At 38.4% G+C, this 24,914-nt stretch carries 24 protein-coding genes; 13 read left to right on the top strand and 11 right to left on the bottom strand.

The features are described from left to right. The first annotated feature begins 52 nt into the window (after positions 1-52). Genes J4Q03_RS09075 through J4Q03_RS09065 form a run of 3 tightly spaced genes read left to right on the top strand, consistent with a single transcriptional unit; the run spans position 53 to position 3,753 of the window. Positions 53-919 (top strand): ROK family protein, encoded by an 867-nt coding sequence (locus J4Q03_RS09075; protein WP_426047872.1) that lies wholly within the window; start codon positions 53-55, stop codon positions 917-919. A gap of 17 nt (positions 920-936) precedes the next feature. Further along, positions 937-3,207, top strand: a complete 2,271-nt coding sequence (locus tag J4Q03_RS09070; protein WP_426047871.1) for a GH92 family glycosyl hydrolase — start codon at positions 937-939, stop codon at positions 3,205-3,207. Between the two features lie 48 nt (positions 3,208-3,255). Continuing rightward, positions 3,256-3,753, top strand: coding sequence for a phosphoheptose isomerase (locus J4Q03_RS09065; RefSeq protein WP_426047870.1), 498 nt, complete (start codon positions 3,256-3,258; stop codon positions 3,751-3,753). 572 nt (positions 3,754-4,325) lie between these two features. Here the strand turns inward: J4Q03_RS09065 and J4Q03_RS09060 are convergent. The 5 genes from J4Q03_RS09060 to J4Q03_RS09040 all read right to left on the bottom strand — a co-directional run bounded on the left by J4Q03_RS09060 (position 4,326) and on the right by J4Q03_RS09040 (position 10,551). Further along, positions 4,326-7,010, bottom strand: coding sequence for a TonB-dependent receptor domain-containing protein (locus tag J4Q03_RS09060; protein WP_426047869.1), 2,685 nt, complete (start codon positions 7,008-7,010; stop codon positions 4,326-4,328). 67 nt (positions 7,011-7,077) lie between these two features. Further along, a complete protein-coding gene (locus tag J4Q03_RS09055; protein ID WP_426047868.1) occupies positions 7,078-7,437 on the bottom strand; it encodes a hypothetical protein in 360 nt (119 codons plus the stop codon). Between the two features lie 19 nt (positions 7,438-7,456). Further along, positions 7,457-8,080: a hypothetical protein gene (locus J4Q03_RS09050; RefSeq protein ID WP_426047867.1), complete on the bottom strand. Its 624-nt coding sequence runs from the start codon at positions 8,078-8,080 to the stop codon at positions 7,457-7,459. 78 nt (positions 8,081-8,158) lie between these two features. Then, entirely contained in the window at positions 8,159-8,845 is a 687-nt protein-coding gene (locus tag J4Q03_RS09045; protein WP_002982671.1) for a response regulator transcription factor, read from the bottom strand. A 158-nt stretch (positions 8,846-9,003) separates the two neighbouring features. Further along, positions 9,004-10,551: a sensor histidine kinase gene (locus J4Q03_RS09040; RefSeq protein ID WP_426047866.1), complete on the bottom strand. Its 1,548-nt coding sequence runs from the start codon at positions 10,549-10,551 to the stop codon at positions 9,004-9,006. Positions 10,552-10,750: 199 nt separating this feature from the next. Here J4Q03_RS09040 and J4Q03_RS09035 point away from each other — a divergent pair, with 199 nt between their 5' ends. Beyond that, positions 10,751-11,236: an SRPBCC family protein gene (locus tag J4Q03_RS09035; protein WP_426047865.1), complete on the top strand. Its 486-nt coding sequence runs from the start codon at positions 10,751-10,753 to the stop codon at positions 11,234-11,236. A gap of 136 nt (positions 11,237-11,372) precedes the next feature. Here J4Q03_RS09035 and J4Q03_RS09030 read toward each other — a convergent pair whose 3' ends face one another. The 5 genes from J4Q03_RS09030 to J4Q03_RS09010 form a co-directional block, all read right to left on the bottom strand. Further along, positions 11,373-11,711, bottom strand: a complete 339-nt coding sequence (locus J4Q03_RS09030) for a hypothetical protein (RefSeq protein ID WP_306840599.1) — start codon at positions 11,709-11,711, stop codon at positions 11,373-11,375. Between the two features lie 26 nt (positions 11,712-11,737). Next, entirely contained in the window at positions 11,738-12,127 is a 390-nt protein-coding gene (locus J4Q03_RS09025; RefSeq protein ID WP_426047864.1) for a four helix bundle protein, read from the bottom strand. A gap of 13 nt (positions 12,128-12,140) precedes the next feature. Beyond that, positions 12,141-14,186: a S9 family peptidase gene (locus J4Q03_RS09020; RefSeq protein WP_426047863.1), complete on the bottom strand. Its 2,046-nt coding sequence runs from the start codon at positions 14,184-14,186 to the stop codon at positions 12,141-12,143. A 170-nt stretch (positions 14,187-14,356) separates the two neighbouring features. Further along, a complete protein-coding gene (locus J4Q03_RS09015) occupies positions 14,357-15,097 on the bottom strand; it encodes a uroporphyrinogen-III synthase (RefSeq protein WP_034724052.1) in 741 nt (246 codons plus the stop codon). A 12-nt stretch (positions 15,098-15,109) separates the two neighbouring features. Beyond that, a complete protein-coding gene (locus J4Q03_RS09010; protein ID WP_426047862.1) occupies positions 15,110-15,778 on the bottom strand; it encodes a DUF4271 domain-containing protein in 669 nt (222 codons plus the stop codon). Positions 15,779-15,854: 76 nt separating this feature from the next. Between J4Q03_RS09010 and J4Q03_RS09005 the strand changes: the two genes are divergently transcribed. From J4Q03_RS09005 to J4Q03_RS08990, 4 genes are all read left to right on the top strand, one after another. Next, a complete protein-coding gene (locus J4Q03_RS09005) occupies positions 15,855-16,571 on the top strand; it encodes a polyprenol monophosphomannose synthase (protein WP_426047861.1) in 717 nt (238 codons plus the stop codon). Beyond that, positions 16,568-16,936 carry a DUF4296 domain-containing protein gene (locus J4Q03_RS09000; protein WP_426047860.1) on the top strand — a complete coding sequence of 123 codons (369 nt, stop codon included), beginning with the start codon at positions 16,568-16,570 and terminating at the stop codon, positions 16,934-16,936. Before J4Q03_RS09005 ends, J4Q03_RS09000 begins: the two co-directional genes overlap by 4 nt. A 71-nt stretch (positions 16,937-17,007) precedes the next feature. Beyond that, positions 17,008-18,138 (top strand): tRNA guanosine(34) transglycosylase Tgt, encoded by a 1,131-nt coding sequence (gene tgt / locus J4Q03_RS08995; RefSeq protein ID WP_426047859.1) that lies wholly within the window; start codon positions 17,008-17,010, stop codon positions 18,136-18,138. 15 nt (positions 18,139-18,153) lie between these two features. After that, positions 18,154-19,263 (top strand): LptF/LptG family permease, encoded by a 1,110-nt coding sequence (locus J4Q03_RS08990; protein ID WP_426047915.1) that lies wholly within the window; start codon positions 18,154-18,156, stop codon positions 19,261-19,263. Here the strand turns inward: J4Q03_RS08990 and J4Q03_RS08985 are convergent. Beyond that, positions 19,257-19,973 (bottom strand): biotin--[acetyl-CoA-carboxylase] ligase, encoded by a 717-nt coding sequence (locus J4Q03_RS08985; protein WP_426047858.1) that lies wholly within the window; start codon positions 19,971-19,973, stop codon positions 19,257-19,259. The two genes, J4Q03_RS08990 and J4Q03_RS08985, sit on opposite strands and share 7 nt — an antisense overlap. A gap of 85 nt (positions 19,974-20,058) precedes the next feature. Here J4Q03_RS08985 and rsfS point away from each other — a divergent pair, with 85 nt between their 5' ends. The 5 genes from rsfS (at position 20,059) to J4Q03_RS08960 (ending at position 24,732) form a co-directional block, all read left to right on the top strand. Continuing rightward, the gene (rsfS, locus tag J4Q03_RS08980; protein WP_111958808.1) at positions 20,059-20,427 is read left to right on the top strand and encodes a ribosome silencing factor; all 369 of its coding nucleotides are present in this window, start codon (positions 20,059-20,061) and stop codon (positions 20,425-20,427) included. A gap of 16 nt (positions 20,428-20,443) precedes the next feature. After that, positions 20,444-22,459, top strand: a complete 2,016-nt coding sequence (gene ftsH, locus J4Q03_RS08975) for an ATP-dependent zinc metalloprotease FtsH (RefSeq protein ID WP_426047857.1) — start codon at positions 20,444-20,446, stop codon at positions 22,457-22,459. A gap of 136 nt (positions 22,460-22,595) precedes the next feature. Further along, positions 22,596-23,177, top strand: coding sequence for an LUD domain-containing protein (locus J4Q03_RS08970; RefSeq protein WP_174772325.1), 582 nt, complete (start codon positions 22,596-22,598; stop codon positions 23,175-23,177). A gap of 24 nt (positions 23,178-23,201) precedes the next feature. Then, the gene (locus J4Q03_RS08965) at positions 23,202-24,074 is read left to right on the top strand and encodes a phosphatidate cytidylyltransferase (RefSeq protein WP_306840586.1); all 873 of its coding nucleotides are present in this window, start codon (positions 23,202-23,204) and stop codon (positions 24,072-24,074) included. A gap of 4 nt (positions 24,075-24,078) precedes the next feature. Beyond that, a complete protein-coding gene (locus J4Q03_RS08960) occupies positions 24,079-24,732 on the top strand; it encodes a phosphatidylserine decarboxylase family protein (RefSeq protein ID WP_426047856.1) in 654 nt (217 codons plus the stop codon). Positions 24,733-24,914 lie beyond the last annotated feature (182 nt).

Here is a 24,914-nt window from a genome sequence, read left to right as displayed (position 1 = left end):
TCTGTCTTTTTTAAGAGAAAGAATTATTTACAGAGAAAAATAAAACAAAAGTATGATGCAGAATATTGTAGGAATAGACATTGGAGGTTCACACATTACCATGGCACAGGTTGATCCTGAGAAACGGGAAATTATCAGTTCTACCTATATAAGAGAACATGTGGATTCTTTCGGGGACCGGGAGACGATTTTTTCGTCCTGGATCTCAGCCATCGAAAAAGTAGCCATTGATTTGGTTAAAAAGGATCTTCTGATCGGTATAGCCATGCCTGGCCCTTTCGATTATGAAAATGGGATTTCGCTGATGCAGCAGGGAAAATTTATAGATATTTATAAGGTCAATATTAAAGAAGAGTTGGCCGAAAGACTTTCAATTTCAAAAAATCAGGTTCATTTTGTGAATGATGCCGGAGCTTTTCTGGAAGGGGAAGTTTTTGGAGGCTGTGTAAAGAAGTACAGCAGGATTTTTGGAGTTACCTTAGGAACGGGATTGGGAACTGCTTTTTATAATGGAAAAGAAGCAACGGATGAGGATCTCTGGGATTCACCTTTCAAAGAGTCTATCTGTGAAGATTATCTCGCAACACGCTGGTTCGTGAATCATTATAGAGCTTTAACAGGTGAAGAAATATCGGGAACCAAAGACTTATTAGACAAATCCGAAGAGATACAAGCTCAGATTTTTGCTGATTATGCAGATTCTTTCGGGGAATTCATTGTAAGGTATGTCAGAAAATACGATCCTGAAGTTTTGGTGATAGGCGGAAACATTGCCAAAGTTTATCCTTACTTTAAAAACAGATTAAATCAGCATCTGGAAGAGCATAAAATCAACATTCCTATTAAAATTTCCGCTATTTTTGAAGATGCAGCCATTCTGGGGGCTGCAGGTTATGCTTTGAAGAAAAGCAAAAGATAAATTAACAAAATGATATTATGAAGTCTTTATTCTCAAGTTTTTTTATTCTATTAAATGTCTTTGCGTTTAGTCAGGAAATACCTCTTGCGGATTATGTGAATCCTTTAATGGGAACCCAGTCCAAACCGTCTTTATCCAATGGGAATACCTATCCCGCCATTGGCCTGCCGTGGGGAATGAACCTCTGGACGCCACAGACCGGAAAAATGGGGGACGGATGGGCTTATACCTACGATGCAGACAAGATAAAAGGGTTTAAACAGACCCACCAGCCATCTCCCTGGATGAATGATTACGGTGCCTTCACCATCATGCCGGGAGTAGGTCAACTAAAATTTAAGGAGGAAGAACGGGCAAGCTGGTTCAGCCACAAAGCCGAGAATGCTAAGCCTTACAGCTACAGCGTTTACCTGGCAGATATCAATGTTACGACAGAACTTACCCCAACGGAAAGAGCCGCTTTCTTCAAATTTGATTTCCCCAAGACAGACAGTGCTTACGTCGTAATTGATGCATTAAACAAAGGTTCCTACATCAAAATCCTTCCTAAAGAAAGAAAAATCCTGGGTTACACGACGAAGTATTCCAGAGGAAAATATAATAATTTCAAAAACTACTTTGTCATTCAGTTTGATAAAGATTTTGATTTAACGACTACCTGGAAAGACAGTGTTTTTGTAAAGAATCAGCTGGAAATTACAAGTGATCATGCCGGGGCAATTGTTGGGTTTAAATTAAAAAATAAAGAAAGTGTTTATGCAAGAACGGCTTCCTCATTCATCAGTTTCGAGCAGGCAGAACTGAATCTGAAGAGAGAAATTGGGAGCAGAAATTTTGAACAGGTAAAAAAAGACGCTAAAAATGTATGGAATAAAACTCTGGGCAGAATTGAAGTAAAAGGCGGAACAGATCAGCAGATCAGAACTTTTTATTCCTCTCTCTACAGAACATTGTTCTTCCCTCAGAAGTTGTACGAGATCGATGCTGAGAACAAAGTGAAACACTGGAGTCCCTACAACGGAAAAATACTGGATGGAAAAATGTTCGCAGGAACAGGTTTTTGGGATACTTTCCGTGCCCTGTATCCTTTCCTGAACCTGGTCTACCCAAGCATCAATGTTGAAATGCAGGAAGGCTTGGTCAATACTTTTAAGGAAGGAGGATTTCTCCCGGAATGGAGCAGCCCGGGATATTCTGACATAATGATCGGGAACAATTCAGCTTCCGTGGTGGCAGATGCATATATCAAAGGACTTCGCGGATATGATGTGGAAACCCTTTGGCAGGCAGTGAAACATGGGGCCGATAATGAAGGCCCGATCGATGCCGTAGGCCGTAGAGGAGTGCAGTATTACAATACTTTAGGATATGTTCCCTACGATGTAAAGATCAATGAAAATGCTGCCCGAACTCTGGAATATGCCTACGATGATTTTGCAATTTACCAGTTAGGAAAAGCACTGGGAAAACCAGCTTCGGAAATTGATATTTATAAAAAAAGAGCCTACAACTACAAAAACGTTTTCGATCCTGAATCCGGACTGATGCGTGGAAAAAATAAAGACGGGAAATTCCAGTCGCCATTCAATCCGTTCAAATGGGGCGATGCCTTTACAGAAGGGAACAGCTGGCATTATACTTGGTCGGTTTTTCAGGATATCGACGGTTTGTCTAAATTAATGGGTGGCAAAAAGAAATTCGAAGCTAAGCTGGATGAGGTGTTCTCGCTTCCGCCGGTCTTTGACGACAGCTATTATGGAAGTGTTATCCACGAAATCCGTGAAATGCAGATCATGAACATGGGACAGTATGCCCACGGAAACCAGCCGATCCAGCATATGATCTATTTATACAACTATGCCGGAGCGCCGTACAAAACGCAGTACTGGACGAGACAGGTAATGGATAAGCTATATTATGCAACACCGGATGGCTATTGCGGAGATGAAGATAACGGACAGACTTCCGCGTGGTATGTATTCTCAGCTTTAGGATTCTATCCCGTAACGCCAGCCACAGATCAGTATGTTTTAGGCGCACCTCTTTTCAAAGAAGCAGTGATTCATTTGGAAAACGGCAAGAAAATTGTAATAGAGGCACCGGAAAACAGTGCTGAAAATCTATATGTTAAATCCTTGAACGTAAATCTTCGGTCTTATTCGAAAAACTGGCTCAGCCACAAAGAACTGATGAATGGAGCGGTTTTGAAATTCGAGATGGATAATAAGCCCAATAAAGAAAGAGGCTCACAGGAAAAAGATTTTCCCTATTCAATGTCGAAGGAATAAGATCAACAAATTTTATATTTAAAAATAATTTTAGAACAGGAATAAATTATGAGTGCAGAGAAAATAGAAATATTCGATAAGGTAGAAAAAATGCTGGCGGGCCAGGGTTTCACTATTGCGGCAAAAGATGATACAAGACCCTGGGGTGGGTTTTTCGTGATCGATGAGAATCAGGCTCAGGATTTTGCCAATCAGTATTTTGACGGAATCAATGTAGAAAGTCTAAGAATAGGAGGAAAACTAAGCCCTAAGATCCTTTTGGTTGCTCCCAATGCCCGTCTAAGCTGGCAGTACCATCACCGCAGAGCCGAGATCTGGCAGGTAGTGGAAGGTACCGTTGGGATCAAAACCAGCAATACCGATGAAGAAGGTGAACTGAAAGAATACCATCCAAAAGATCAGATCAAGCTTCAGCAGGGTGAAAGACACAGACTGATCGGATTATCCGGCTGGGGTGTAGTAGCAGAAATATGGCAGCATACCGATGCTTCCAATCCTTCTGATGAAGATGATATTGTAAGAGTACAGGACGATTTCGGAAGATAATAGCTGTAAAAATAAAAAAAGACTGTTTCGAAAAACAGTCTTTTTTATTGGCGTCAAATAACCTCTAAAACCAAGTTAATTTTTTTACTTATTTGTGTTTTTAAGTTTCGAAAAGTTCTTGAGATTATCTGTACATCAAGATTTTGTTTCATCATTTTTGTCTCTTGTAAAATTTTCCGTTTGGAATAAATTCTTACTTGGTTAATTTTACTGATACAAAGTAACAGCTTTCTAAAATAAAACTCCCTATAAAAAGCATCGATATATATCGATGAACCATCGATGTTTATCTACAGATATAATTTCGATAAATACTTTTTGTGAACATACAATTGAGCTCGGTCATTTTGTTCTGAAGTGCTTTTATCGCCAAAATAAGTAAAGTAGATTTCCGGCATGTTAATAAGAAAAACAAGGACATTTCATTCAGGAAAGTAAGACAATAAATATACTTTCTCTGTTTTGCTTATCATTGCGTTTAATTTAGTCCCTATCCTGAACTCAGGTTCACTTAATAAAAAATAGACTGCTTCAAAAACAGTCTATTTATAATTATTAGTTGATAAGAAAATTTAGAAAGCCACATCCAGTCCCACATAAAAATTAGCTTTCATGATAGGGGCATACACCATCCCGCCATCAAAATAATTTCCAAAAGGATTTCTGAAATCAACAATTGCATTTTTCTGATAATAAGACGTAAGGTTTTCCCCACCTAAATAAGCTCTGATTTTTTTATTGAAATTTCTGGAGATCTGTGCATTCAGCACAGCATAAGAATCAGAATATACCGGCAGCTGGAATTCAGCAGGGTTGCCTGAGGTATTGGGAAGTCTCTGCTTTCCTACCCAATTCAGGGTGGTGTCAAAACTCCAGAATCCGCCCCTGTCATTTTTATTGGTGGCATAGGCAAGATTCACAAAACCTCTGTGTTTGGCCATGAAAGGAACTTCTCTTCTGCCATCGATATAATCCGCCTGTACATCATAATATTTATAAGCCAGCCTTACATCAAAATTTTTGAAAGGGGTAAAATCCCACTGGGTCTGGAAAGAATTGGCAAAAGATTTTCCTTCTAAATTATAAAAAGTAAGCTGTTGCGGAGAACGGTCAAGATCAACCAGGACCTGGTCCTGGAAATCGGTCCTGAAAAAATCAGCGACAATGGAAGATTTCCTTCCGAAAAGCTTGAATTCCTGCTGTAAGCTGGCTCCGTAGTTCCAGGCAATCTCAGGCCTCAAACCATAAATATCTCCGCCGTTCTGCAAAATCTGTATATTCCGGTTCGATGCAAAATACTGCTGATTTTCTGCAAAAACATTAGCCGTTCTGAATCCCCGGCCGGCAGAAAGCCTTAAGATAGTCTGCGGTGTGAAATCATATTTAAAATTAACTCTCGGAGTAAACTGAGTTCCCGCAAGATTATGAAAATCTGCTCTGGCTCCTGCCACCAAAGTATACTTTAATCCTGTCAACGTATATTCTGCGAAGATACCGGGAACGATTTCATTCCTTTTCATGTCGTCCTTTAGATAAGTTTCCTCATATCCGTCATACAAAAAGCTCGCTCCGGCCTTATACTTATGATTTGTATTCCCAATGATGCTTTCAAAGATTAAATTTGAATAATAAGTATGCTGCTTCCCGGCATAATTTCTCAGTCCGAAAAAGCTGTCCTGCTGATGGTATACATACTGGTTCATCCAGCCTAAACTCTGGTAAGGTTTTCCTTTAAAAACATATCCTGTTTTATTCCAAACCTGGAATCTTGATATATCAATGCCTACACCGTAAGCAGCCTGTTTATCCTGGCCCAGTTTCTTATCAAAACCGATCTGCCCGGCGGTTCTCTCATCCCTTAGAAAATTGATTCCGAAATGAGACCCGAATCCTGATTTTTCCAGGTCATTGTAATTAAGGAGATAAGCTGCATTGATCTGTGTTCCTTTCGGCCTGTCCAGGAATGTATCATGATTCATATCCGTATCTCCAAAAGTTCCGTTTCCGTGCAATAAGAATGTCTGCGACCATTTTTCATTGATAGGAGAGACGCTGGTGATATTGGCTTCCGCTCTTCCGTTGAAATCAGCGAAAATATTCAAAGAAGTTTCAGGTTCTTTGGCATTTTTCAAAAGCTCGGTATTGATCTGTCCTGTTATGCTTTCGTAACCGTTTGTTACTGTACTTCCACCTTTTGTAAGCTGAATGCTTTCGATCCATCTTCCGGGAATGAAATTCAGTCCGTAAGCCGAAGCAAGGCCTCTGATCTCCGGTAAAAGCTCCTTCGTTAAACTCGTATATTTTTGATCCAGACCTAGCATTTTCAGCTGTTTGGTTCCCGTAACGGCATTGCTGAATGAAACATCTACGGTTGCATTGGTTTCAAAGCTTTCAGAAAGGTTACAGCAAGCTGCTTTTAATAACTCTTTCTTATCAATATTAAAAACAAGACCCGCCTCTTTTTTGCTTAACGCAGTGGCTGCTTTTGAACCGGTAATGGTAACGCCTTCAATGTTTTTTTCAGGTTGCTCATGGTTTTCAGCAGGAGTAGATTGATGATCTTGATGGTCATCATGTTTTGTTTCTTCCTCGAAATGAACCTTTGGATTGGCTTCTCCAAAAGGAATATCCCTGTCATATAGACAGCATCCCGGGAGACCTTTATAAGTATCATCGGACGATTGGTATTTTTCATTGTCATGACCCGCCTCCGCAATAGCCTTTAAAACCTTATCTGATGAGGTTTTTGAAGGGTCAAAATTTAAAATGACTGTCTGTTTTTCGGCACTCCATTCTGCAGAATCTGCACCGGCTGTTTTTGCTGCTTTCTCGATTCTGGCTTTGCATGAAGCACAATTTCCTTTTACATAAAACTCATTTTCTTTTTTTGCATGATGTGTGTGAGCTTCTGTAGGAGAAGGCTGAAGATCCCTTTCATAATGACAGCATCCGGGAAGACCTTTATAAGTAGCATCGGATGATTTGAATTTTTCATTGTCATGGCCTGCATCGGCTACTTTCTTTAAAATTTCGTCTGTAGAAACTTTGCTGTCAGTTTCCAGAGTTAAAGTCTGGAGATCAACAGAGTAAACAGCGGTTTTAGCCCCTGCTTTTTTAGCGGCAGTTTCAATTCTGGATTTGCACATCTCACAGTTCCCTTTGACCTGAAACTGGTTTTTTGAAAGGTTTTGAGCGGATATAAAGTGTACAGACAGGATCATTAGACCAAGAATGAACTTGGAAATATATAATTTCATTTGTTTAAAAGTTTAGATTAATTAAAAACTGTCCATTAAAATGTTTAACGGACTATCAGTTGGATAATTAACCTAGTTTAGGCGGTTGCCAGATCTCTTTTAAACGGTCTGATAAATGAGGCGGTGAGTATTGGAACTGCGGATTCTTATTCGTTTTGTAATAAGACAGTTCAAAATGTAAATTCTTAGAAAACGGTGTCTCTATATAAGTATAGCATGCGATGCACGTTGTACAGCAGTCGTCATTACATGAAGAATTTGTTTGGTGGTCTTTGCCATCTTCTGAAGAGTGATTTTTGCAGCAGTCGTTCTTTTCAGCCTTGGCTTTACAGCAGGTATCCTGCATGGATTGAGGGTAGAAGCTGCCTTTAGGAACTAAAAAAATTCCTAAGCAAAAAATAACGGCAAGAATGTGAAACAGCTTCATCTCTGCAAAAATACAAAAATTAAGACAAAGGATCACCAACTTTTAAAGCACAATTGTGCCAAGGTTCTCCATGGGCAGGATTCAGCTTGGGCTTTTCACCTGTTGGCTGAGCAGCTGTTACAGGTCCCGGAACGTTCTGGGCTGCGCTTTGAACAGGCTGTGGTGCGGGCGCCGGTTTACTGCTTAAAGGCTGTCCTACCGGAATATCACATCTGTGGCCAGGCTGTCCGTGAGGAGGATTCATACCCGGAGGTGTTTTAGCCTGACTCCCGTTATTGACCGTAACTTTTCCTGGAGACACAGAATTAGCATCTATTTTAATGGCATTATTGGGATTTTGCCCCGGAGCAGTCTGTATCGCGGTAGGGCTTGCATTAAGTGGCTGTCCTACCGGAATATCACATCTGTGACCTGGCTGTCCATGAGGAGGGTTCTTAATGCCCGGTGCTGCGCTAATTGAAGCCGGATTTGGACTGGACTGTACACCTGCCTGATCCAGCAGGGAAGTTTTGGGAGCTGAATTAACTGCCACAGCAGGCTGTTGAACCCCTGCCTCTTCCTTTATATAAGTAGGTTTTTCGTCTTTATTGCATGAAATTGCTAATAAGGAAATGGCGATAATGCCTAAAAGTGTATTTTTCATATCCAATCGTATGAAACAAAATTAGCAAAACATTTTTAATTGTTTTGCTAATTTTATATTTATAATATGTTTTTAGGCTTAATTTTTAACTAAAAGCCTAAATCCTTCACCGTGAACGTTGATAATTTCCAATCCTTCGTCGTCTTTTAACAGTTTACGAAGTTTAGCAATATATACATCCATACTTCTTGCGGTAAAGTAGTTTTCTTTTTTCCAGATTTTTCTCAAAGCAAGATCTCTCGGCATGAAATCGTTTCTGTGGATGCAAAGAAGTTTTAACAGCTCATTTTCTTTTGGAGAAAGTTTGTATTCTTTGTCACCTACTTTCAGCTGTCTCAGCATAGAGTCGAAGAAAATGTTACTGATCTTGAACTGCTCCTGCTCCTCATTCTCTAAAGTAGAACTTCTCTGCAGAATCGCTTTGATTTTATATAAAAGAAGTTCTGTATCAAACGGCTTTGTAATATAGTCGTCCGCACCCAGTTGGTATCCTTTCAGGATATCTTCTCTCATATTTCTTGCTGTAAGGAATATGATAGGGGTATTTTTATCGATTTTTTTTACGTCTTCAGCTAATGAAAACCCATCTTTTTTAGGCATCATCACGTCAAAAATACAGATGTCAAATTCATTTTCTGTAAATTCTTTCAAACCCTGCTCTCCGTCTGTGGCAAGGGTTACCTCAAAGTTGTTGATCGTCAAATAATCCTTCAGCACTGCCCCGAAACTCTGATCATCTTCTACTAATAATATTCTGTTGCTCATGATTTTAATAATTAAAATTAATGATTAAAAATTAAGAATGAACCTTCTCACTCTATCTTCTATATTTGTTATTTGGTTTCTATTTTTATAATGATCATTGATCATTGATTCTTTACTGTCATCTGATCATTCATCATTTATCTCTCATCACTTATGATTTAGCTCATCGGCAGTTTGATCGTAAATGTACTTCCTTTGTCTTTGTGGGAGTCTACGATTATTTGCCCCTTATGCAGTTCTGCAATTTTCTTTACGTAAGAAAGTCCCAGTCCCTGTCCTTTTACATTGTGGATATTTCCTGTTTCTTCTCGGAAGAATTTTTCAAAGATCTTGGTCTTATTCTGGGTCTCCATTCCCATTCCCTTATCGGAAATTTCTATAACATACCAGTTTCCTTCGTTACTTGTTTTTACTTTAATTTCTGGAGCCTCCGGTGAATATTTGTTGGCATTGTCCAGTAAGTTCACCAGCATATTGGAGATGTGAAACTCATCTATTTTAAAAGTATAGTTCGTCGCAGTGAATTCCTGTGTCAAAGAACCGTTTCTCTGCTGAACAATAAGATTAAAGGATTCTGTTGTTCTTTTGATCAGTTCCCGCACATTGGTTTCCCTTAAGAACAGCTCTACCTCGTTTCTTTCAAGCTTGGACATGTTCAGGACGTTTTCAACCTGCTTTTTCATCCTTAAATTTTCCTGCTTGATCAGTTCCGAATAGTATTTTACTTTATCCGGATTGGTTGCAATCTTGTCATTGGCTAAAGAGTCTGTGGCTACAGAAATCGTGGCCAGAGGGGTTTTAAACTCATGGGACATATTATTGATGAAATCGGTCTTTACTTCCGCCAGTTTCTTCTGTCTCATCATATAATTGATGGAAATAATATAAATTCCTAGAATAGTCAATAATGAGAGGAACGTTCCCAGAAGCATTGGCCAATTGTTCATTGCCAGGGAATATTCTTTTTTAGGAAATACCAAAGCCAGACTGTATAAAGTCCGGTCTTTTTTGTCTGTAAAAAGAGGGTAGCTATAGGTATTGCTGTCCTTTTTCTCCTTATAAACCTTGTTCACAACACTTGTAAGTTTGTTGTTCTTGTCAATTACCCCATATCCGAATTTTGCAGTAATGCCCTTTACTTTCAGTTCTTTAGCAATTACTGAATCAAGAATCTTATTATCCACTCTTTTATCGATGGGGAGATTGGTACCAACCACCTTTACAAATTCTTTTATTGCGTAATCCCCGTTTTCAATATCATTATTAAGGTCTGTGGTAAGGAGTTCGCGGTTGGTGGTATCTTTCTTTATTTTATACGTTGCATCATCAGTATACAGAGTGGTCAGATTGACCGAATCACCTTTCTTAGAGATCGGAAGCTGCGTTTTTGATATGATATTTTTGGAATAGATGATCTGGCGCTGCGTACCGGAATCTTCTACCTGCTGGATTGTCGTTAAAGAAGGTTGGTCTTTGCTGGCAAGGATATTGTTTCTTAGATTAGTATAATCCTGGTTCAGGTATTTATCAGCTTCAATTTCTTCAATACTTTTTGAAGTGTTTTCTAAAGCAGCGTATACTTTATTGGAAAATTCCTGCTCCAGAGCACCGTAATAACCTTTCAGCCAATAAAATTGGAGCGTAACAAAAACAATCAGTGAGATTGTCATAAACACCGAAATTATTGGGATGAATTTATTATTCATTATTGAATTTTATATATTGGAAAAAAGTGAATGTTAAAATTAATTATTTTAAGACTTGATAAACAAAAAACGAGCCAAAAAATTGTTTAATTTCTCTTAAAAGGGAGTTTTTTAACAATTATTTATGAATTTAAAAGAACTTGCCATATGAAAAGTCCTGTAAATGGATAAATAAGTAGCTTTAATAAAAATAATTTTTATGGAATCTAATATCATTTTTAACAAAGATTTTGATGCGAACAGCGTCTATGTCATGAAAATATATGACGCTGATGTTTCAAAAGTGTGGGACTATTTTACCAAATCCGAATTATTGGATCAATGGTGGGCTCCAAAGCCCTGGAAATGTGAAACGGTGAAACAGGATTTTAGAGAAGGTGGAATCTGGCACTATGCCATGGTAGGACCGGAAGGTGAGAAACTGTACGGCCAGGTGAAGTATGGTGAAATCATGGAGCATAGAAGTTTTGACGGGGTAGATTCTTTCTGTGATGAAAAAGGAAATATCAATGAAGATTTTGCGCAGGCAAAATGGCTGCTTGGATTTACAGGAGTTGAGGAAGGTACAAAAGTAACCATCAATATTCACTTTCCAACTTCTGAAGCTATGAAGCAGCAGCTGGAAATGGGCTTTGAAGAAGGATTTAAGATGGGACTGACACAGCTTGATGAAATTTTCAAATAATGTGAAATTTTAAATGCCAGGATGTAATTTTATCTTTTGGCTTTACAAAACAAAAAGACGGCTCAGCCGTCTTTTTTGTATATCATTGTAGTATGCATAATCGCAAATTGTCTACCAGCACATGGTAATCAGTACATCAAATCAATTCCTCTTCCTGGAAGTACTGTATAATTGCTTTTTTCATCAGAAGAGACTGCTCGTTTGGCTTTAATTCCGGAAGCTCTTCCAGCTTGTCATACTGTGGCCATCCATCCTCATAATGGGTAAACTTATAGTAACCGAAAGGCTCCAGAAGTCTGCACACTGCAATATGGATCAGGTTTACCTTGTCCTCTTTGGTGTATTTCTGCTGACCGCTTCCCAGTTCCTGCAGCCCGATCAGAAACAAAAGTGTTTCAATCGGAGGATTCTTCTCAGTATCAAAATTGTCTATAAAAAACTGTTCTATCTTTTTCCAGTATTCAGATTCATTCATATAATTGGTAAATGATAATTTATAATTTATAATTGATTATTGGAGCGTTTTAAGTCTTCGCCTAATTTCTTTTTATATGACGATGTTGACTTTACGATTTCATCAGCCTCTTTAAGGAGGCTATTTATTTTTTCTGTTTCAAGCAAATTTAGTTCATCAATGAGTTCCAGCCAAAATAATGTCTCATCAGCTTCTTCTACAACGATACATATTTTAGAATATTTTTCTTTTAGAGAGCGGCCCCTGCACATTGCTCTGTAATTACTGGCTGTTGATGATGCTGATCTGAAAATCTGTTTTCTGATATTTGATATCTTATCTGAATAAGGAATCTCAGACAGCTCATTAATAATAGTAATCGTCAAAGATTTAGTTCTTTTTGAAAATACTTGATTGTAATTGTTGTCTGCATTCATTATCAATCATTTTTTATCTATTATCATCTATTTTCAACAAGAATGCATATTCCAACGCATCTTCCTTCAATGATTCAAATCTTCCGCTGGCTCCGCCGTGGCCCGAGCTCATGTCGGTTTTGAATAATAGAAGATGATCATCTGTTTTAAGTTCTCTCAGTTTAGCAGTCCATTTTGCCGGTTCCCAATACTGTACCTGGGAATCGTGAAGGCCTGTTGTAATCAGCATATGAGGATAGTCTTTCGCTTCAACATTATCGTAAGGCGAATATTCCTTCATGTACTGATAATATTCCTTGTCATTTGGATTTCCCCATTCATCATATTCTCCGGTTGTCAGTGGAATGGTTTCATCCAGCATCGTTGTCACCACGTCTACAAATGGAACCTGTGCAACAATTCCGTTAAAAAGCTTGGGCTCATAATTTACCACGGCTCCTACCAGAAGTCCGCCAGCGCTTCCACCCATCGCATACATATGGTTTGATGATGTATAGTTTTCCTTAATCAAATGTTTTCCGGCATCAATGAAATCAAAGAAAGTATTTTTCTTGAAAAGCATTTTACCATCTTCATACCATTCTCTGCCCAGATATTCCCCACCGCGGATATGAGCGATGGCATAGATGAATCCTCTGTCTAAAATAGAAAGTCTTACATTGGAAAAGCTCGCATCTACTGTATGTCCATAGCTTCCGTAACCGTATAACAGCAAAGGCGTGTCTGCGGATTTTTGAGTGTCTTTGTGATATACTAAAGAGATCGGAATTCTTGTTTCTCCGTCTCTGGATTCTGCCCAGATTCTTTCTGAGATATAATTTTCAGGGGCAAATCTTCCGCCAAGAACTTCCTGCTGTTTTAAAAGCTGAGTTGTTTTCTCCTTCATGTTATACTCATAGGTTGAGCTTGGCTGTGTCAGCGATGTGTAGCCGTAACGCAGTACCTCGGTATCAAACTCCATATTGATCCCGATATAAGTCGTATAGGTTGGATCAGAAAAAGGAAGATAGTAAGATTCCTGTTTTTTTTCATCAATGATCTTGATCTGGAGAAGCCCTTCTTCTCTTTCTTCAAGAACCAGATAATCCCTGAAAATTTCAAAACCTTCCAGCAGAACTTCAGGACGGTGTGGAATAACGTCGACCCAGTTCTCCATTCCGCAATTGTCGATTTTCGTTTTAACAATCTTAAAATTGATTGCGTCATCTGCGTTGGTTATGATATAAAATTCATCTTCGAAATGTTCTACCGAATATTCCAGATCATCTATCCTGGGCTGGATAATTTTCCATTCTGCAAAAACGTCGTCAGAAGGAATGAATCTGTGTTCATCAGAAATTGTGCTTGAACTGGCAATGAAAATATACTGCATTGATTTTGTCTTGAAGACATTCACATCAAAAGTATCATCCTCTTCATGAAAAATCAAAACATCTTCCGAAGCATCAGTGCCAAGCTTATGTCTGTACACCTGAAAAGCACGCAAGCTTTCATCCTTTCTGATATAAAAGACGTGTTCATTATCATTTGCCCAAACTGCCTTTCCGGTAGTGTTCAGGATTTGGTCTGGGAAGATTTCTCCTGTTACAAGGTTTTTAAAGTTAATGGTATAGATCCTGCGGCTTACATTGTCCGATGAAAAAGAAACCAGTTCATTATTCGGAGAAACAGCTACGCTGCCCACTTCAAAATAGGTTTCGCCTTCTGCTAAAACATTAACATCAACGATAATTTCCTCTTCATTATCAAGGCTTTTATGCTTTCTGCAGAAAATAGGATATTCTTTTCCTTCCTCATAACGCACAATATACCAGTATCCGTTAAAGAAATAGGGGAGAGACTCATCGTCTTTTTTGTAGCGTGCTTTCATTTCTTCGAAAAGCTCTTCCTGAAAAGCTTCGGTGTCTTTCATCATGAACTCTTCATAGGCATTTTCTTCCTCAAGGTATTGTATAACTTCAGGATTTTCCCTTTCATTAAGCCAAAAGTAATTATCAATTCTTCTGTCGCCGTGTATTTCTAGTATTTTCTCTATTTTTTTTGCCTGTGGAGCTTTCATTCAAATATTTTAATTTTATTGACCGGGTGTAATATACTCTGTCTTTTTCTCTTTTTCAGAGGTGTTGACATGATATTTTTATTCAATATTAATTCTTGTTCAAATTTAGTTAAAAAAAAGCCATCTTTCCTGTATTGAAAAGACGGCTGTTTTATCTTAAGTATTAAAGTCTATTTGTGAAGTGCTTTAATATACTTTTCAAGGGCCATTGTCATAGATGGAGTTTCCTTTGTAGGAGCCATAAGATCTACCTTTAAGCCTGCTTCTTCTGCAGCTGCCAGGGTAGTGTTTCCAAAAACACCGATCTTTGTTTCTTCCTGCTTGAAATCCGGGAAATTCTGCTGAAGAGATTTGATTCCCTGAGGGCTGAAAAAGATCAGCATATCATAATCTTTAGCATTGATATCCGTAAGATCGCTGCACACCGTTCTGTACATAATTGCTCTGGTCCAGTCCACATTGGCTGTTTCCATCGTTTTTACGATATCCGGGCTTAAGACGTCCGAAGACGGCAGAAGGTATTTTTCAGTAGGAAATTTTTTAAACAGAGGAAGAAGATCCGAGAAGTTTTTCTCCCCAAAGCTGATCTTTCTCTTTCTATAAACGATATGTTTCTGAAGATAGTTGGCAATCGCCTCAGACTGGCAGATATATCTCATCGTATCCGGAACTGCAAAGCGCAATTCTTCGGCAAGCCTGAAGTAGTGGTCTATCGCATTTTTGCTGGTGAAAATAATCCCAGTAAACTGCGTCAGATCTATCTTCTGAGTTCTTAGTTCTTTGTTGTCAACTCCTTCGACGTGGATGAAAGGACGGAAATCAATCTTTATTTTTTCCTTCTTTGCTATATCCAGATATGGAGAAGACTCACTAGGCGCTGGTTGAGAAACCAATATAGACTTTATTCTCATCATTGACTTTTATTAAAAAAATAACAACTTCCAAAGCAACAATAAAGGTGCGATTTGGAGGGTGCAAATATACAAAAATTTATAATACCATTTTTCGGGAAGTATATTGTTTTTGTGAAACAAATAGAAGAAAATTTTGAAAACAGCGACAAATGCAAAGAAGTAGAAGTAGTACAAAAATATTTTATTTCTGTCTATCGGGAAATAATAGTGGGTTACACACAGGATTATTAGCAAAAATGAAAGAATGAAGTAGAATTTTGTAGAGGTAAAATAGAAAATAGTCCATTTTTTGCCATCACCTATGCTTTGGTAAAATAAAAAGCCCAACGCAGATTTTGAGGTGTAAAAAAATATAACCGCCAGTAATGTATACCCAAATTTATTAAGCTGATACCCGAAAAGCTGCAGATCATTAATGTATTTCGGAACAATGGGAATATATTGTGAAAGTAAAGCAGATAAAGTAAGTGCCGTTACACAGGACGTGATGATCCAGCTCGGAAGGTTGTTGCTGGCATCAAAATATTTCTGAAGCAGAAAGTCTTTCAGACTGGCATCCCTTTCTATGATATTCATCATGAAAACATACAGGAATATGCATCCTGTCAGTATAAAGATTACCCAGTCATTGTTCTCAGGTATTCTTACGTGGTTTATAAAGTTTTGTGATAACAGCAAAGGAATGTTTTTTGCAAAATTATAGATTATTTTGTATAAAATAAAAAGGTTAAATAAACTATCTTTGCAAATTGAAATGAAAAAACTCGTCATTATCCCTACTTATAACGAAAAGGAAAATATTGAAAATATTATTTCCGCGGTTTTTGCATTGGAGGATGACTTTCATATTTTGGTAGTGGATGATTCTTCTCCGGATGGAACGTCTGAGATCGTAAGGGAAATTCAGAAAAAATTTCCGCACCATCTCCATATGTCGGTAAGGCATGTGAAAGACGGTTTGGGAAAAGCATATATCCACGGATTTAAATGGGCTATCGAAAACAAATATGACTATATTTTTGAAATGGATGCCGATTTTTCACACAATCCAAGTGATCTGCCCAAACTTTTTGAAGCCTGCGTAAATGCAGATATGGCAATAGGATCACGCTATTCAAAAGGCGTAAATGTGGTGAACTGGCCCATGGGGCGGGTTCTGCTTTCCTATTTTGCTTCCAAATACGTAAGGTTTATTTTAGGGCTTCCTATTCATGATACCACTGCAGGATTTGTCTGTTTTTCAAGAAAAGTTCTCGAAGAGATTGGTTTGAATAATGTGAAGCTTAAAGGATATGGCTTCCAGATCGAAATGAAGTTCAGAGCTTTTAAAAAAGGCTTTAAAATTGTAGAAGTTCCTATTATATTTACAAACAGAATTTTAGGAGAAAGTAAAATGAACGGCGGTATTATTCATGAAGCCGTATTTGGAGTTTTAAATTTAAAATGGAAATCAATAATCAACAGATTATGAAAAGACTGATCTTCATTTTCGTCATGCTGTGTATGTTCTCATGCGGCGACTATATCGACAAGCCTAAAAACCTGATCGAGCCTGAAAAGATGGCTGAGATCCTGGCTGACTTGGCTATTACGGATCAGGCGGTCATTATATATCAAAACAAAAACTTAGAAGAAGGAACAAGGTTTGTCCTTAAAAACCACCAGGTGAAATCAGATGATTTTGTAGAAAGCTTTAAGTATTATGTCGTTAAAGACAAAATGAAAGATATTGCGGAAGACGCACAGAAAATAGTATTGAAAAAAGATCCGAAAGCGGATAAATACATAAAAGACAGGCTGAAAAACAGTGAAAACTTACCAGCTTTAAACAGGTAATTATGATGCGGAAACGTTTCTGCCCGGCAAAAGCAGACTCGTTAATAGCGGTGAATTAAAAGAATAGACGAATGAAATTTTTTAATATAGAAAAAACCTCTGAAGGAAAAGCAAGAGCAGGAGAGATCACTACAGATCACGGAAAAATCCAGACGCCAATCTTTATGCCTGTAGGAACTGTAGCAAGTGTGAAAACAGTTCATCAGAGAGAATTAAAAGAAGACATTAAAGCCCAGATTATTTTGGGTAACACCTACCACCTGTATCTTCGTCCAACAATGGATATCATGCAGGAAGCAGGAGGACTGCATAAATTTATGAATTGGGATCTGCCGATCCTTACCGATTCAGGAGGTTTTCAGGTGTTTTCTCTTTCCAAAAGCAGAAAAATGTCTGAAGAAGGCGTAAAATTCAAATCACATATCGACGGAAGTTATCACCTATTCACTCCGGAAAAGTCTATGGAGATCCAGAGACAGATCGGAGCAGATATTTTCATGGCTTTTGATGAGTGTACCCCTTATCCCTGCGAATACAATCAGGCCAAAACATCCATGGAGCTTACACACCGTTGGCTGAAAAGATGTATTGAATGGACCGAGCAGAATAAAGAAATGTACGGCTACAAACAAAGACTTTTCCCGATTGTTCAGGGATCTACCTATTCAGATCTTAGAAAAATATCAGCCGAAGTTATATCCGAAGCAGGAGCAGAAGGAAATGCAATCGGAGGGCTTTCCGTAGGAGAGCCGGAAGAGGAAATGTACAGAATTACAGATGAAGTAACGGATATTCTTCCAAAAGATAAACCGAGATACCTTATGGGAGTGGGAACTCCGTGGAATATCCTTGAGTCTATCGGTTTGGGGATCGATATGATGGATTGCGTAATGCCTACCAGAAACGCGCGAAATGCAATGCTTTTTACATGGCAGGGTGTAATGAATCTTAAAAATGAAAAATGGAAGCGTGATTTTTCTCCTCTGGACGAATTTGGAACAAGTTATGTAGACAGAGAATATTCAAAAGCATATTTACGCCATTTATTTGTGTCAAAAGAATATCTTGCAAAACAGATCGCGTCCGTTCATAATCTGGCATTTTATTTAGATCTTGTAAAAGTGGCAAGAGAGCATATTGTGGCAGGTGATTTCTATGAATGGAAAAAATCTGTAGTGCCAGTTCTTAGACAGAGACTTTAAAACAGAAACATCATGATCAAAATTATAGACAGATATATCATTAAAAAATACCTTGGAACATTCAGTTTCATGCTGATATTGCTGTCTATAGTCGTATTGGTGATCGATGTGCAACAGAAAATCCCAAGGATAGAAAATGCAAAAGCATTAGATCCCAAGCTGGATGTCATGTATTTCCTGATCCATTTTTATCCGTTCTGGATTATTAACCTTGTCGTAACCTTCCTGGCTATCCTTGTATTTATTTCCGTGATTTATTTCACCTCCAGGATGGCAAATAATACTGAAATTGTAGCGATAATCAGCAGTGGAGCCAGTTTCCACCGGTTTGCAAAACCTTATCTGTATACTTCTGTCTTAATCGCAACGATATCGCTTGTGGTGAATCATATGGTGCTTCCCTGGGCTAATATCAAGAAAAATGAGCTGGAAGCCTATACATACAATGCGGCGAACAAAGAAAAGATCCTGGGGACAGGTCCGGCATCTGCCCAGTTTAGCAAATCAGAATACATCTTCGTGAATTCCTGGAATAAGAGAGAAACCAGGGGTTCAGGCTTTGTTTATCAGAAATTTGATAAAAATAGAAAGATGATCTATGAGCTGAAGGGGTCAGAAGTATATTGGGATAAAGCTAAAAAACAGTTTATCATTACCAACTACCTGGAAAAAACCGTCAATAAAGACAATACTGAAAAGCTGGGTAACGGGGTTGAAATGAGAAAAAAGTATGGGCACTCCCCTGAAGAACTTTTTCCGAACGAGTTGCTGGGCCAGAATAAAACAACTCCTGAGCTTATAAAATTCATCGACAGGGAAAAAGAAAGAGGAAACAGTAACCTGAATTCTTATCTTAATGAGTTTCATCAGAGAACTTCAATGCCTGTTGCTATTATTATATTGACATTTCTGGCACTTTCGCTGGCATCACAAAAGAAAAGAGGAGGTCTTGGGGTTAACCTTGCGATAGGGATTTCCCTGGCATTTGTTTTCGTTTTCTCTTTTGAAGCCTTAAAAGTAGTTTCGGAGAACAGAAGTCTTTCGCCCGCTGTGGCCATGTGGCTCCCCAATATTGTATTCTTTCCGCTTACCTTATATCTGTATCTGAAAAGAGCCAATCAATAAAGAAGTTTGACCTCTTTATGGTAGAAAGATTTTAATCCGTCTTTCTCAAGCTCTATCCAGAGTTCTCCCTTTTCATCAGCATTCCGGATAATGCCATTTTGTCTCTCTTTTTCAATTTCGAAGACCGAGATTTCATCTTTACGGTATAAATTCCGGTTGAATTGATCAGTGATTTGCTGTTCAGCGGGAATATTTTTCAGCTTTTCCGACAGATATTCGTGAAGGTTTGATACGAAATCATCAAGGTCATAAACCTGTCCTGTCTGTGTCAGAAGCGATCCTGCATGCGATATTTCATCAAAATGATCCTGCAGGACATTGAAGCCTGCCCCAATGATAAAATAATTGTTTTGGTTAATTTTTTTCTTTTCAATTAAAATTCCAACGATTTTTTTATTTTTAAGGATGATGTCATTCGGCCACTTTATCTTTACATCGTTATCAGTCAAATTGGCAAGGAAATCCCGGATAATAACTGCGGTATAGTAATTGAATATAAAATCTGAGAGCAGAAAGCTTTCAGTCTTAACAGCCAGCGTATAGGCAATATTTTTTCCAGCCGCTGTCGCCCATGTATTTCCGTATTGTCCACGGCCTTTGGTTTGGTTGAATGTATATAAAGCCGTAAAATCTGAATTTCCGTAAAGTAAAAACTGAGATATTTCGTCATTAGTAGAAGAACACTCTTTTAAATAAAATAATTGACCCATTTAAGAAAACTTTAAGACTTTAAAGGGCTAAAAATAAGGCTAAAGTAAAAGAAAAACAATAAATTTGCAGATTATAGATATTTTAATGAATAAAACAGCAGAAAAGCAGGCGCTAATAGATAAAATTGTTGAAGCCATCCAGGATGTAAAAGGAGAAGATATAATGATTTTTGATCTTTCAAAAATTGAAAATTCTGTCGCCGAAACTTTTATAATTTGTAGCGGAAACTCCAATACACAAGTTTCTGCATTGGCAGGAAGTGTAGAGAAAAAAGTAAGAAACGATCTTAAAGATAGACCTTGGCATGTAGAGGGTACCGAAAACTCAATGTGGGTTTTGGTAGATTACGTAACAGTGGTAGTGCATATTTTCCAGAAAGAAGTACGTGAATATTACGATATTGAAGAACTTTGGGGAGATGCAGCAATTACCAAAATAGAATATGAATTTTAAATTTTAAAAAGTATAAATGAACAATAAAGGATTCAACTGGTTTTTTCCAATTGCAATCGTGGCTCTTTTGTTATTTTTCGGTTCCAATTTTTTAGGAGGCGACAGTGCAAAATCTATTGATGAGGATGCTTTCTTTAGGGAAATGCAGGCAGGAAAGGTCCAAAACGTTATCATATACAAAGACACAGAGAAAGCTGATGTTTTCCTGACAAAAGCAGCAAAGACAGCAATGGTCAATAAAACGGCCAACCAAAGCAACCCTCTTTCTGCATTCGAAATGGCTCCAAAAGCAGATTTTTCCGTAAAATATGGAGATCTTCAGCTTTTCCTACAAAAATTTGATCAGATAAAAGCTGCAGATGCTACTATCAAAACCACAAAAGACTATGGAGCAGGTAAGAACCCGTTCATGGATATTCTGGTTTCAGCATTGATATGGATTGCGATCTTAGGTCTTTTCTACTTCCTTCTTTTCAGAAAGATGGGGGGAGGCGGAGGCCCTGGCGGACAGATCTTCTCAATAGGAAAATCTAAAGCGAAACTTTTTGATGAAAAAGAAAGAATCCAGGTGACATTTAAAGATGTTGCAGGTCTTGAAGGAGCTAAAGAAGAAGTACAGGAAGTGGTAGATTTCCTGAAGAATTCCGAAAAATACACAAAACTGGGAGGTAAAATTCCTAAAGGTGTACTTCTGGTAGGACCTCCGGGAACCGGTAAAACATTATTGGCAAAAGCTGTTGCAGGTGAAGCCAAAGTACCGTTTTTCTCCCTTTCAGGTTCAGATTTCGTAGAAATGTTCGTTGGAGTAGGTGCTTCAAGAGTTAGAGACCTTTTTGCCCAGGCAAAAGCTAAATCTCCGGCTATCATCTTTATTGATGAGATTGATGCTATCGGACGTGCAAGAGGAAAAAATAATTTCTCAGGCGGAAATGACGAAAGAGAGAACACCCTGAACCAGCTTCTTACAGAAATGGATGGTTTCGGAACAGACGTTAACGTTATCGTAATGGCTGCTACCAACAGAGCGGATATCCTGGATAAAGCCCTGATGAGAGCCGGACGTTTTGACCGTTCAATCTATGTAGATCTTCCGGAACTGCACGAAAGAAGAGAAATATTTGATGTTCACTTGAAAAAAATCAAGCTGGATGATACTGTTGACAGAGATTTCCTTGCAAAACAAACCCCTGGTTTCAGTGGAGCAGATATTGCGAATGTATGTAATGAAGCAGCATTAATTGCAGCGAGAAACAGTCATACCTCTGTTACAAAACAGGATTTCCTTGATGCTGTAGACAGGATCATCGGAGGTCTTGAGAAGAAAAATATGGCAATCAAACCATCTGAAAAGAGAAGGGTGGCTTATCATGAAGCAGGTCACGCGACGATCTCATGGCTGGTAGAACACGCAGCCCCACTTTTAAAGGTGACTATCGTTCCGAGAGGACGTTCTTTAGGTGCAGCATGGTATCTTCCGGAAGAAAGACAGCTGACCACTACTGAGCAAATGCTGGACGAACTGTGTGCAACTTTAGGAGGTAGAGCAGCAGAGCAGGTTATTTTCAATAATATTTCAACAGGTGCATTGTCTGATCTGGAATCGGTAACGAAAAGAACGCAGGCTATGGTTACTGTTTACGGTCTGAGCCCTAATATCGGAAACATTTCTTACTATGACAGCTCAGGACAGTCTGAATATTCTTTCGGGAAACCTTATTCAGAAGAGACTGCTACGAAAATTGATGCAGAGATCAAATCGATCATTGAAAATCAATATGAAAGAGCGGTAAGAATTCTTACGGAGAATAAAGATAAGCTTGATGCCCTGGCGAATAAGCTTTTAGAAAAAGAAGTGATCTTCCGCGAGGATCTTGAAGATATATTCGGTAAAAGAGCATGGGATCCTGAGTTAACAGAAAGACCTGTTACCAGCACGATTTCTACGGCAAAACAACCCGATGAGCAGATCATTATCCAAGATAAAGAAGAAGAAAGTGAAATTCAGGCTCCTGAAAGCCCAAATCAGCTTTAAAATACTTCCAAAAACATATAAAAAAAAACCTGACATTCTTAGAATTGTCAGGTTTTTTCATATTTAAGGACTATTTTTAGAATCTATTGTAATTAATTTTCTATTTTTGTATAAAGTTGACTAAAAATAGATTAAGTTGAATTTATTCAAGAGGATTGTAAGCAAACTTACCAACCAGCCTGAGGAAGAAGAAAAACAGAGTCTGGAGAAGCTCGGGGATTCGCTGAAAAATGCGGATCTTGACTATAAGTTTGCGCAATTATTTACGCATTCAGGAGGCTTTTTTAATTACTGTGCAGATGAAGCGGAAGCCTTACAGACTTTAAACCAGATTGTGAAAATAGAAGGAATCAGTAATGTTTTCTGCTGGGACAAGGAGCTTCAGAACTTCTTAAGTGTGGTGAAAATACCCTATACGTCTGAAATGGAGCACTCCAATGATGCCGCCTTTATTACCTGCGAATATCTTATTGCCTATGACGGCAGGATCATGCTTTCGCACAACAATATCCTGCACTACCACTCTTCAAGACTTCCAGGCAAAATCATTATCATGGCCAATGTTTCACAGATCGTGAACAACCTTAATGATGCGATGGGAAAAATAAAAAGGAACGGGAATATCAAGAACCTTACTTCCATCAGCGGAGGTCAGTCAAGCTTAGATACTTCTTCCAATACGAATACAAAACTGTTTTTATTGCTGCTTGAAGATTAAGCATCAACTTATAAATTTTACATTTTGGACAAAAACCTTATTCAAAGAACCATTTCCGGGCTTGTTTACGTTGCCGTTATTATTCTTTGCACTACACCGCTGGGTGCCCAGCTGATCAACAAGATCCATCCGGACCTTATCAGACAGGAATATCTGTATCATGGTCTGATCACTCTTTTGCTGCTGGTAGGTACCTGGGAATGCGTTAAGATCATGAAGTTTGGGAAAGGCTATGAAAAATGGATCGTACTCCCACTGGTGATTTTTATTTACTATGTTTTTTCCAAAAGATATTTCCACCACGATTTCTTTTTCGATTTCAGACTGAACGAAATACTGGCTATTTCCCTGATCGCGATTGCAGTGGTTACGTTATTCAAATATCCCAACGAATTATATTATGACAGCGGAAAACTTATCTTTACGGTCATCTATGTGGCATTGCCTTTCAGCTTTGCATTAGGTCTGCCTAAGTTTTCCAGTTTTGAAGGAACTTTTTCGCTGGAAGTACTTTTCCTGTTTATCCTCATCTGGAGCAGTGATACTTTCGCTTATCTTACCGGCAAGTTTTTCGGGAAACATAAAATGGCTCCTAAAATATCCCCAAAGAAAACCTGGGAAGGATATGGAGGGGGAGTTGTCCTGACGTTGGTTTTATCTTACTTTGTAGAGCATTATCAGCCCGAACTTCGCGGGAACTGGATGGTGGTAGGTTTCCTTGTTGCTGCATTCGCTCCGCTGGGCGATCTTGTAGAGAGTCAGCTTAAAAGAAATTTCGGGGTGAAAGACAGCGGAAACATCATTCCGGGGCATGGAGGCGTGCTGGACAGACTGGACAGTTTTTTAATCTGCGTTCCTGTCGTATATTTGTACTTTATTTTAGAAAAATTTATTTAATCTCATGAAATTACATAAGGAATCAAAAGGGACGATTACCGTAGCAACGATACTGTTTATCATCATAAGTGTATTGGCTATTTATTTTCTTAAAATATGGTCTTTGCTGATCATTATGCCATTATTGGTGGTGTACAGTTTGGTATTCTGGTTTTTCAGAGTTCCGGACCGTGATATACTTGAACACAGAGAAAACGTAATTGCTCCGGTAGATGGAAAAGTGGTAATGATCAAAGAAGTGGACGAGACTGAATTTATTAAAGAAAAAGCCATTCAGGTTTCCATTTTCATGTCACCGCTGAACGTTCACATCTGCAGATATCCGGTTTCGGGAAAAGTGATCTACAAGAAATACCATCCCGGAAAATATCTTGTGGCATGGCACGAAAAATCATCTACAGAGAATGAAAGAACAACAGTAGCTGTAGAAACGGAAACCAATCATCAGGTCGTATTCAGGCAGATCGCAGGATATGTGGCGAGAAGGATTGTTTTCTACTGTAATGAAGGAGATCAGGCAAAAGCGGGACATGAGTTCGGTTTCATTAAATTCGGTTCGAGAATGGATGTTTTCCTGCCTTTGGACACCGAAATCATCTGCAAGATCGGAGATATTACAAAAGGAGGTCTGGATGTGATCGCCAGAATGAAAGATTAATACAGAATACTATCACAATATAAAAGGGGAAATTAATTTTTCTCCTTTTTTTGTATCCATTTATGTTAATCTGTTGTACTTCATTTCTAAGTTTTTGTACGCACGCGTGCTATTGAGTATTCATTTTATAGTAGATTTTTCTTAAAACCAATATTTTTGCAGGGATATTATTCTTATCAAGT

Source organism: Chryseobacterium sp. NFX27 (genome assembly GCF_049887855.1).
Taxonomy (GTDB): domain Bacteria; phylum Bacteroidota; class Bacteroidia; order Flavobacteriales; family Weeksellaceae; genus Chryseobacterium.
The sequence above is the reverse complement of the archived record's forward strand: the minus strand, read 5'-3'. Positions and strand labels throughout refer to the sequence as shown.